The 11,430-nt window shown below is 44.8% G+C and carries 10 protein-coding genes; 1 reads left to right on the top strand and 9 read right to left on the bottom strand.

Going from position 1 to position 11,430, the window contains the following annotated elements; translation table 11 throughout:
* Window positions 1–46 precede the first annotated feature (46 nt).
* The 9 genes from GC096_RS00995 to GC096_RS01035 all read right to left on the bottom strand — a co-directional run bounded on the left by GC096_RS00995 (window position 47) and on the right by GC096_RS01035 (window position 10,317).
* Window positions 47–937, bottom strand: coding sequence for a carbohydrate ABC transporter permease (locus GC096_RS00995; protein ID WP_171628433.1), 891 nt, complete (start codon window positions 935–937; stop codon window positions 47–49).
* A gap of 17 nt (window positions 938–954) precedes the next feature.
* On the bottom strand, window positions 955–1,851 hold the full coding sequence (locus tag GC096_RS01000; protein WP_171628434.1) for an ABC transporter permease: 897 nt from the start codon (window positions 1,849–1,851) through the stop codon (window positions 955–957).
* Between the two features lie 212 nt (window positions 1,852–2,063).
* Window positions 2,064–3,740 carry a response regulator gene (locus GC096_RS01005; protein WP_171628435.1) on the bottom strand — a complete coding sequence of 559 codons (1,677 nt, stop codon included), beginning with the start codon at window positions 3,738–3,740 and terminating at the stop codon, window positions 2,064–2,066.
* A complete protein-coding gene (locus GC096_RS01010) occupies window positions 3,734–5,509 on the bottom strand; it encodes a sensor histidine kinase (protein ID WP_171628436.1) in 1,776 nt (591 codons plus the stop codon). Before GC096_RS01010 ends, GC096_RS01005 begins: the two co-directional genes overlap by 7 nt.
* Window positions 5,510–5,685: 176 nt before the next feature.
* Entirely contained in the window at window positions 5,686–7,008 is a 1,323-nt protein-coding gene (locus GC096_RS01015; RefSeq protein ID WP_171628437.1) for a Gfo/Idh/MocA family protein, read from the bottom strand.
* 25 nt (window positions 7,009–7,033) lie between these two features.
* Window positions 7,034–7,978: an SGNH/GDSL hydrolase family protein gene (locus tag GC096_RS01020; RefSeq protein WP_171628438.1), complete on the bottom strand. Its 945-nt coding sequence runs from the start codon at window positions 7,976–7,978 to the stop codon at window positions 7,034–7,036.
* A gap of 19 nt (window positions 7,979–7,997) precedes the next feature.
* Window positions 7,998–8,330, bottom strand: coding sequence for a hypothetical protein (locus GC096_RS01025; RefSeq protein WP_171628439.1), 333 nt, complete (start codon window positions 8,328–8,330; stop codon window positions 7,998–8,000).
* Window positions 8,331–8,874: 544 nt separating this feature from the next.
* Complete coding sequence (locus tag GC096_RS01030) at window positions 8,875–9,342, bottom strand: NanQ anomerase/TabA/YiaL family protein (RefSeq protein WP_171628440.1); 468 nt, start codon at window positions 9,340–9,342, stop codon at window positions 8,875–8,877.
* 12 nt (window positions 9,343–9,354) lie between these two features.
* Entirely contained in the window at window positions 9,355–10,317 is a 963-nt protein-coding gene (locus GC096_RS01035) for an N-acetylneuraminate lyase (protein ID WP_171628441.1), read from the bottom strand.
* A gap of 133 nt (window positions 10,318–10,450) precedes the next feature.
* On the opposite strand from GC096_RS01035, the gene GC096_RS01040 reads away from it, so the two are divergent.
* The gene (locus GC096_RS01040; protein ID WP_171628442.1) at window positions 10,451–11,350 is read left to right on the top strand and encodes an AraC family transcriptional regulator; all 900 of its coding nucleotides are present in this window, start codon (window positions 10,451–10,453) and stop codon (window positions 11,348–11,350) included.
* Window positions 11,351–11,430: the final 80 nt, after the last annotated feature.

The raw sequence follows: 11,430 nt of genomic DNA on the forward strand, positions 1-11,430 counted from the left end.
TCAATCCCCCTGGGAATAAGTTTGTTGCCTACTAATTTTTCTAAACTTAACCTTTTACACTGCCTACAACAATTCCTTTTATAAAGAAACGTTGAAGAAATGGGTACAAGAGCAAAATAGGAAGCGCACCTAAAAAGATTTGTGCCGCTTTGGCAGTCCGGCTTGAAACTTCCTCGTATAACTTGATATTAACAAGATCCAGGTTCCCCATAATGGCATCTACATTATTAACGATGGTGTACAGATAACTTTGAAGCGGATAATTTGCCGGTGAATTCATGAAAATGAGTCCATCGAACCAAGCGTTCCAATGACCAACAGTAGCAAACAGCGTTAATGTCGCGATGGATGGCATAGATAACGGAACATATACTTTCCATAAGATCCTCATATATCCTGCCCCGTCGATGAAAGCCGCTTCCTCTAACTCTTTAGGAATTCCTCTAAAAAAGTTCAGGAGCAGCACGACATTAAAAACCGGAAGGGCATGTGGCAGAATCAGCGACCAAATGGAGTCCAGCATGCCTAGCGTCTTAACCGTCATATACAAAGGGATAAGACCGCCCGAGAAAAGCATCGTAAACACCAAGATCCAGACATACACCGTTCGACCTTTGAACTCAGACGATTCCTTCGACAGTGGATAGGCTGCCAATATCGTAAGCAACATATTGACTGCCACCCCTAGCAGAACCCGCTTCAGTGTAACAAGCAGAGACAATAAAAATTCCGACTTTCTGAGAATAAATTCGTAGGATATGAACGTTAAATCTTTCGGCCAAAGCTTGACCAATCCAGCAGAGACGGCAAGATTTGAGCTAAGAGAGATAGCGAGTACATGAATCAGCGGAAGGAAACATAAGACCGCCAGCAGGATCAGAAACGTATAATTGAGCACAACGAACAGCCATCTCGACCAAGAGTAACGATCTACCAAGTTCAACTTCCTTCTCTCTAAAAGATTCTATAGTTCGCAATCCGGTAGGCAAGATAGTAGGACACGGAAATGAGTACTAGCGAGACTACTGACTTCATCATGCCAACTGCTGTTGCCACACCATATTGCGCGTCGATCAAGCCTATCCGGTATACAAAAGTATCAATAATGTCACCACTTTGATAGACAACTGGACTGTAGAGATTAAACACTTGCTCAAAGCCGGCATTCAAAATGCTACCGATACTTAACGTAGCCATTAACACGATGATCGGCGCAATACCAGGCAACGTGATATGAAGCGCACATTTCCAGCGATTGGCGCCATCTATAACGGCCGACTCGTAGAGCGACGGATTGATACCTGCAATGGCGGCCAGATATACAATCGTACTGAAACCAAATTCTTTCCATTCGTTGGACAACACCAGCGTAAAAGGAAACCACTTATTATCGCCTAGAAAAAATATCGGATCGATTCCAACTGCTTGGAGCAGTTGATTCACAACTCCTGTCGATGGGGACAAGATGTCCACTAGGATGCCCCCTAAGATTACCCAGGACAGAAAATGCGGTAAATATACAAGCGTTTGGATGCTTCTCTTGATGAACGTAATGCGCATTTCATTTAAGAGCAGCGAAATGGCTATAGGTACCACAAGACCCACTATAATTTTCATGACTGCGATGATAATGGTATTTAAGATTACTTGGAAAAAGTCGGGCAGATGAATGACATAGCGAAAATTATCAAGCCCCACCCAATGCGAGCCCAATATTCCCTTGGAGGGCACATACTTTTCAAATGCCATCACTAAACCGAACAACGGTATGTAGCTGAAAATAAGGACTGTGATAATGCCTGGCAAAACCATAAGATGCAAGGAAACCTTGGAAACCCATCGATTATTCATTACTTTTCTCTCACCCCCTTCGTTATGCCCTGCTTCTCTTTCATCATAAAAGGTATTGGGATGTAAAAATACGAGACATTTCATACTTCCTTATATTCTCTCTTGAACTTTATAAAATAAATCTCTATTTCTCCACGACACGCAAAAATACCGCCGAATCCACATCAACGAGGGGGGCTCGCATGTCCGGCGGTAGTTCATTCACACAGCATTTAATTACTTTCGCGATACTCAATTGGCGTAGAACCTGTCAGTTTCTTGAATACTCGGGTAAAATACGGCGCCGATTCAAAGCCAACTTCGTAGGCAATTTCGTGGATTTTCATCGTTGTGTTTTTGAGCAACTTCTTTGCACGCACCATTCGTTGTTCGGTAACATAATCCGTCAGGTTATTGCCGGTAAGCTGCTTATACAACCGAGACAAGTACGGCGGACTGAGATAGACGACCTCGGCCAACCGCGTAAGTGTCAAATCCTCCCTCATATAATCATGCACATATTGGTGTAAAATACGGATCATTTCATGGGTTCTTTCTTGCTGCAGTCTACCGTTGAAGTCAGCCCCCATCTCCCCTAGCTGTCGGAAATAAGCTAATGCAGCCTCCCAAGAGCTGTGGTTATCGAATTGCACATATTTATCCAACTTCATTGGAGCGCCAAGCTCGTCAATGAGATTTCGCCGACTCATATAGGAGAGAAAGAAGGAGGATAGATTTGCGAACATTTCCATGGTTAAATAGGTCAGCTTTGTCTCGGACAATTCCATGTTGCTCAGCCGAGTAAACTCATGGAAATGTTGAACGAACTGAACTTTATCCCCGCTATCCAAATGAGCCTCCAACAGGTCTAGTTTCCGCATATGATTTCGCACCGCCATCTCTGCGAAAAAAGTTTTACTGGAACGTTCTAGCCCGGCTGCGTCTGAACTAGGCTCCACAACTAGCTTTTCTTCGCTTCGAATCAGTCCGCTGCTAAGATTAAGCTTGAGCGAATCGAATTGACCTGCCGCCTTCTCCCACGAACTTGGCTTTGAACTTAGCATGAGAGAGATCGGCAATTTTAGCAACTGACTGCAGGTCGCTTGGATGGATTCAGATGTTCCTTTTACGAATTGCCGTACACGCTCCCAGGCCACCTCAGCTTCTTCCCCTTGAGGGAGTGCGAACTGCTTAGGTTGAATGAACCAGACGAATCGAAAGCGATCGTACAACAGAAATAAAAACCGGAACTTGTCTGCCAGAAACTCCTCTGCAATGTTTTGAATGGAGTATGATAACAACGTTCTATCTGACGTTGACAGATTCGTTCCCCAGTCGTCGACCCTCCCTACTACGAGGTAAACGTCATGCATGGGATCCAAATGAATGTCTAATTCTGCAAACCGTTTCACTCTTGCAGCCTCAGAACCCATCTCCCCGCCTAACATTTCCATGAAGTAATCGCGCCGCATGGTTGGAATTGCTTGCTGCATAAGCTCTTGGGCCTTCTTCAAAATACTCCCCTCATGCAGCTCGGTCTTGATCTCCTCCGCTGCCTTTTCAATCGCTTGAAAGATGAGTTCATCGTCTTCTGCCTTCAGGATATAGTCCATTCCCCCCTTGCGGATCGCTTTCTGAATGTACTCGAAATCATTGTATCCGGACAGAAAGATGATCTTGCACCGAGGCCATAAATCCAGCACATGGTCTGCCAACTCAAGACCGTTCATGCCAGGCATGCGAATATCCGTGAGCAAGATATCTAGTCGGCGTTCTTGAATCCGATCCAAGGCTTCAATGCCTGAATAGGCTTTATTAATCGTTAATTCGTACTTGCCCCACTCTTCAAGCGCATTTGATAATAAATTGACAGCCACAGATTCGTCATCCACAATCATTAAATTTAACATGACTTCCCCTCCTCTTTTTCAGAACAGATTGTCAAGATTACGCATAAACCTCCACCAGACCTCGGTCTTACTTGAATACCCGATTCATCACCGAATTTTAATTGCAACCGCCGGTTCACATTCATCATCCCGCTGACATCGATATTTCCAGTTGGATTTGTGAACCGATGATTCCATATCATCATGTCTTCCTCTGACATCCCAATTCCGTTGTCTTCGATTAGGATTTTCAAAATTTTTTCTCCCGTCTCCACCGTAATGGTTAGTTCTCCATTTGCCAAAGTATGCTCGAGTCCATAATTGTAAGCGTTCTCGACCAACGGTTGCATAATTAATCGCGGCACGAGTAAATTGTGTATATCCTCAGGCAGCTCGGCAATTGATACTTTTAAGCGATTGGAAAATCTAACATTCTGGATCTCCATATACATGCGCACGTGATGCCATTCTTCGGAGAGCTGTACATCTTCCCCTGCTTTCTTCGTAATATAGCGAAAATAATCACCTAAATACTTGGTGAGCCTCAAGCTGTTCTCATAGTCTTCATCTTTCGTGATGCGATAAAGCAAGTACAAGCTGTTATAGAGAAAATGGGGCTTAATCTGTGACTGCAGCTGATTTAGCTCTGCCTGCTGCTTTTGCAGCTGTTTTTCATATACCTCGTAAATCAGGGTCCTTAGTCTATCTGCCATCCGATTGAATTGCCTATAGAGATAGTTAAATTCATCCCGACTCTTGTGATGCAAAACAAGGTTCAGATTGCCTGACTCCATACTTCGGAAGGCACGTACCATTTTAGAAAGCGGCTTATGAATCACCTGATAGATCCAATAAGAAACGAGCACAATCAGTACAATGGTTACGATAGACATAAGGAAAATGAACTTTTTATATTTCTCCAGCGGCCCAAGAATATCTGACTCCGGCACGAACACAAGCAGTGTTGTCTTCGAATCTGGGGAGTACTCATAGGCCGTTATATAGTTTTGATTGTTCACTCGGACGTTTTCAATCCATCTCCCTTTTTCTACTTGCTTAGCCACATGGCTTCGAACAAGCTCAATAATTGGCGTCATCGCTTCATTGCTCTCGTCGCTCGAAATCCTCCATGCTTCACTGACAAGAGCCGATCCGCTCTTTTTAAAACTAGAAATTTGCCGGAGGAAATTTTGCAGTTCATTCACGGAAATCTCAGTCTCCAGAACAAATACGGGATCACGTTCAGGTGAAACTGCTTTGGTTGGATAAAATTCCCGGATAAACAACTTGCCATCTCTGTAATATAAGGGCGTACCGTTCGTAAATAGCTCTCGTTCATTTTTCAATTGTTCAATTTGTTCTGAAGGGAGTGGTGATGTGAGATCTTCTGTGCTTATAATTCGTTGAAGCGATGGGATATAAGCTTTAGCTACAGTTGCGTATATGCCCGAGCTCTTAATTAGATTCAGCTTAAGTTGAAGTTGTCGCATCATCAGCGAACGGTCGTAGTCAGGTAGACCTTCTCCAATTACACTGAGATTCAACAAGTCATCATCAACCACATACTGACGTTGAAGCTGCATCATCCGATCGATTTCTTTGTTAAGGGAATTATGGTAAAAGCTCATTTGTGCTTGAAGCGAGGATGAAATTTCGTTGCTGACAAGGTGCGATCCTGACTCATTACTATGAATGGCCATCGCATACACAGGTAATATCATAATGAAAAATAATGCCAACAGCTTTGTAAAAATGGAAAACCACCAATTCTGCCAGTTTAATTGCATCATTTTGGCATAACCCCCAATCGTGCTCAATACTTCCTACTAATAATTACCAGCATAGTTGACAGAACTATTCGACAAATACCTACACTTTCCTCTTGTATCCAAATAAATGGTTACACAAAAAATCTGCTCGAGCATTTCGAATAGCTCGAGCAGACAGTCTAGTTCTATATATTCATTTATGCATTGACGACTAAGGAACTAATTTCCACAATCGTATTCTCAGATCTTGAGCGTTCTGCCGCAAAGCCGATTTGGTGGCCATAAATCGATTTCTCCAGAGATGTCGAAGACAGAGAAGGTTTATCTCCCCGTAAGGTGCGAACAAAATCTGCAACCAGCCGCAAATCGCCCCCACCATGCATGTCGGATGTGACATTCGTCTCGATCCGTTCTTCCTTGTATAAATGACCAGGCCTTGAATCTGGTTGCCTAACCAAGAAGTAACCATCCTCCATCGTACCGGAAACTTCACCTTTCGTCCCCGTGATATGAATCGTTCTACACGACTTGGAGGTTGCTCCTGTTAGATTGTGCGATGCCGTACTTCCGTCTTCGAATTCGATGATGACTGTTTGATGATCAACAACATCATTATCACAGCGCCATACGCAGCGCCCGTATGGATTGGATGTTCGCAGCGAATTGATTTTTTCCTCGTGGGTTGGGATACTGCTTACATATCTATTGTCCCAAGCATAAATGCCCCATAAATCTTGTTCGATATACATTTTATTCGCGGAGTACATACATGTGGCTTCAATCGGACAATCAACAAGACACCTTGTACCAGCGCCTTCCGGGGCTTTGTCCGCTCGAAACTGGAATAATCCTCCGAAGCTACTAACCTTCTTCGGTCGTATGCTGCCTTTCATCCAAGAAATCATATCTAAGTCGTGGCAGCATTTGGCTAATAACATGGAGGAATCGCAACTCGCTTTACTATTCCATTTCCCTCGAACGAAAGAAGTCGCCATATGGTGGTAGCTGACATTTTCCTCTGTCTGAATGGCGATAATATCCCCGATGATTCCGCTTTCGATTTGCTTGCGAATTTCCAAATAAAAAGGTGCATAACGCAATACATGACAAATCATCACGGAACGATTATAGGAGTTCGCTGCTTCGTACAGTTCAAGTACTTCCTTTTCACTTACGCCTATCGGCTTCTCTAACAGAACATCGTATCCCGCCTTCAAAAGTGGCAGCGTTGTTTGAAGATGAAATTGATCCATCGTTCCATTAATAGCGGCATCCGCTAATTGGGGATGAACAACAAGTTCCTCAACGGATGCAAAGCAATTGTCTGGAGAAATACCGAAGCGTTCTGCCGTTAATTGCCGGCGTTCTAGATTAGGCTCAACAACGCCAACGATGTGCAATTCATCTGGATGCTGCAAGGCATAAGAAGCATAAATCAAACTTCGGTTGCCTGCGCCGATAATGACAGCCTTAATAGGCTGATCTTCCGACATACGGGATGGACCCAATTTCATATCCATATTCTTGTAATCTTACCTTTCCAATTTAGACACTTGGGATTATGAACTTCTTAATAATTTCCTGATAAAACAAGGAAGCGAGTACACCCTGCCCTTCATCGCCCGGGTGTACGGTATTCTCTGGCTTATTCAAATAAGTATTTCCTGATGTTGGGCTATACATGTCCACACACGGAATCCCTTTCACAGCGCATGCCGCTTTCACTTCGTCTACTTTGACGATGTTTTGTTCCGATGTGTAATAGGTGTTATATTGAATTGTGGCCACGATGATATCGGCATTGTGGAGGTAAGTTTTCATTTTATCTAAACCGATTTCTAAGGAAGCCTGAGGATTCGCATTGTTCATGCCTGTTAGCCATAATACCAAGTCCGGATTTCTAGATGCGACAACAGACTCTATCACATTGGTAATCGTACTGACATCCGCTCCGGATAAACCATGGATACTGACAGGACGACACAGCATTTGCTGCAGCTTTCTACCGTATAAGTTGTCCGGTCTTGCAGCGACATTGGCTCCGAAAGTAATGGAATCACCGATACAGACGATGCTTTTATACTGAGTTTGCTGCGGTTGCACCAATTCGGAATACAAATAATCAATTGAAATGCAGTTGCCTGTAGAGCTGGGATTTCTCGTTTCTTTCTTACGAATTTCTAGGGTATGGTAACCCGCTGTCAGATCTGTTACCTCATAGATCAAATTTCCGTATTGCGCAGTGGGAGCATAATAATCCGCTTCACCATGAATGACCCCATCAATAAAAATATCCACTTTTCCGAAGCTTGGCGCCTTAGGAGCATAAATTTCTATGCTCGTGCAATAAGCCTTCCATATTGCCGACGCATTAGCCGTTGCAGTTCCATCTGAATCGTGCCTGCTATCCATGCTTCCGTTCGTTGTACTGACATGTGTCCATGTGCCCGAGTAGCTTAAGGCCATATCCTCAATCTTCATCCTCGCCATCACAGCAGCCTCCCTCTCATCACCAAATTGGGACTACCCAGATCGTCCACTTGCCAGATAGATTTGCACATTTTACCTTTACAAATCGTGATACGTTATCTAGGACATAAGAAGTTGTTCCGTTAATTCCAGTCTTCACCGCATTGACGCTTAATTCATCCGTATACATTCCACTTTCATTCGGCGCGCCGCTTATAGTAACATCAATACTGCCTGCAACGTTTGCCTGCACATAGATTCTGCATCTAGAGTACCCTTTTAAATCCATCGGATTGCTGATTAGCGTTGAACCCGTCGGTAAATAAACAAACGACTCCGGCGGTGCTGGGTGTATGCTAGCGTGATCGTCCATTATCTATCACTCTCCTTAAAATTACTTATTCAATTAGCATTAATTTCGATCAAACCAGAGGATTGGAGTCCATGAATCAAGATTGCCTGCTACGCTCAAATAAGGGCGACCTTTAACGTTCCCGACAAGCAAAATTTCCCCAATCATTGCAATCCTCCTTCTCGAATATTATGATACTTGGCTCTTCTTAAGAGTAAAATATACGGTCAGGCAAATCTACGAGATTCTATAAACTTTCTTATCTTCTGTTGTCCTTTTTGCGAGCAGATCGACCATTGTCTAAAAAAGATAGTCGCTTGAACGTTTGAAATCACCGGTATTGTCGAATTTTTTGACGTTGTGAACATAAGCAACGTAAAAACAAATAACCCGATAGCTCAGAAGCGCCTATCGGGCTGATCGTTGTCTATTTAAGTCTCATCAAAAGCAAGATGGGTCACTTTTAGAAGGGGCGGCAGCATTCAAACTTTCATTACTATATGGTAATTCCAATTCTTGTAAATTCTTGCGTTGTTCACCGCCAAAGTATAGAATGTCGCCAGCTTTAAAGCAAATCACGGTGAATCTTAACAACGAGCTTGACCAGATGCACGTTCCCTGCAGGATGACAATTCGGGCGGTGAATTTCGCCCGGCCAATAGACGGTGAAATCGCCTGGTAGAAGCCGGATACGTCCTTCGTTCTCAACATGTTCGAACAGGATGTAGTCACTCTGCTCCAGTTTGTCTTCAACCGCTTGGTTCAGATCGGAGGTAGATGCGAAGCCTTGCCACTCTTCCCCTTCTAACACGAGATGGACGTCGGCATAACAAGCATGTGCCTCGGCAAGCTGTTCCTCAAACAGCTTTGTCATCGGTTTCTGCTTCATGACGTACATGTTCTTCCCTTCAAATTCAACCGTAGAACGCATATCGGCCGTATTCAATTTCATGACGTATTCGAGTGCACGACATACGGCCTCACCGTATTGAAATTGGTGATCCTGCCTATGTCGGATCGTATCGATAATCATCGCAGACTCCTCCTAATGTCCGATGCCCGTATTGCTTCGGTGACGACACAGCACGTTACTCTCAACGTAGAATACTCTGATTTGTTCACATTCTTTCACGGTAAACCGTTTAAGCGGCTGCCGGACGGCCCACGATGAGATAACTCCCTGCAAGTACAGCATATATTTCTCATAGGCGATGACATCGAATTGAATCATATGCGCGATCACCTCGTTGGCCTCAGATTGCATCGCCTGCAGCGTTGGCATATGAGGCCGCTCTTCTGCCGCTATCAGCTTATACATCTGTGCGAACAAGCCGGGCATCATGTTGAACGTGCTGCCAATGGCACCGTCCGCCCCTGCATAAGCGCCTCCCGAATAGATCTCGTCATGTCCATTGAAAATCAGGAATTCACTGCCGCATCTTGCCCGAATCTGCTGCATCTCAAACAAATTCAGCGACGTGAATTTCACTCCGATGCATTGCGGATTACGGCTCATCTGCTCGTAGAAGTCCATGGACAAGCTGACCCCTGTCGCTCCGGGAAAATGGTAGACGATCATCGGCAGCGGGACCGCAGCCATAATGGCCTCGTAATGCTCTCGGATTTCTTTCATCGTCACCTTGTAGTAGAACGGAACGACAGCCGATACTGCGTCGACACCTTGCTCTTCCGCGTGCTTGGCAAGTCTGATTGATTCCAGCGTACTGATGCAGCCGACGTGCGCAATAATCGTTACCCGTCCCGCCGCTGTTCGGACCACCGTCTCCAACACTTGTTCCCGCTCATCGCTTGTCAGTATGAATCCTTCACCCGTGCTTCCCCCCACATAAAACCCATGGATGCCCTGACCAATTTGATGCTCCACTAAATTTGCCAAAGATTCGAAATCAATAGCGCCATCCTCATGCATCGGTGTCAGCAGCGCCGTAAAAATACCGCGAAACGCAGATCGTTTTTCATTGTTTGTAGTTTCATTGTTAGTGTTCATACTCTTATTTCCTCCCTTGCGTCATAGCGCTTGTTGTGAATCGTGATGATTGTATTGTAGCGCCAGGCACGGTGATGCGTTTCTCATTTTTTTATTAAAGCTCTCATTTATTTATGAAACCGACTCAATTATAATGAAGCTAGAACGGAAGGGAGGCAAAGATGCCATGTACCCGCAGTACTTGTTCGAATACCCAAATGTCGAAACAGACTTTCCTTTTTACATGAAAAAAAAGAAGTACACCTCGGTCCCGTCACATCGCCATGACTTTATTGAATTATCATTCGTGCTTGAAGGGACGGGCAAGGAACGCATCAACGGTACCGAGCATAACTTGCAGCCCGGCACAGTCGTTCTTCTGCTGCCTTACCAGATTCACGAATATGATGCCACCCCAGGCGAGACGCTGCAGATGTATATTTGTAATTTCGATATGAAGCTGCTTACTGCGGGCCCGGAATCGGCCTGGGGCGTGTACGAGCTTCTAATTGGCAGCGACAATCCCAGATCAACGCATATCCGATTGGAGGGCCACGATTTAGAGGAAGGGCTGCTGCTATGGGAACGGTTGTACCGGGAATACGAATCGTCGAAAGCCTGGAAGCCGATCATGCTGCGAGCGTTGCTTCTCGAAGCATTGGCACTGTTCGTTCGGGGCAGCGACAAGCCAGACGGAAAGCGGATTGAAAGGCAACACCAAAAAAATTCCAAGAGCATCTGGCCTATTGTCCAGTACGTTTACAACCATTATCTTGAGCCGTTATCGCTGACATCATTGTCCGAGCAGTTTCATATACATCCGACACAACTCAGCACACAGTTCGGAAGTGAATTCGGCATCCATTTCATCGATTTCCTTCATGAGCTTCGGATCAGACACGCTTGCAGCCTGCTCATTTCCTCAGATTTGCCGATCTCGCAGATCGCCTACGAATCCGGCTTCTCTTCCTATCCCACGTTCTCCCGCTCCTTTCATCGGACAAAGGGCATGTCGCCGCGCGATTACCGGGAGCAGCAATGGCGAGAGCGCTAAATCTCTGTTCCCCTCCGAAACATATTAAATCCCTCCATTCCATTTGAAAATAAAGATTGGACCGCCATATATAAGGAAAG

It is taken from the genome of Paenibacillus plantarum (genome assembly GCF_013141695.1).
Classification (GTDB): Bacteria; Bacillota; Bacilli; order Paenibacillales; family NBRC-103111; genus Paenibacillus_E; species Paenibacillus_E plantarum.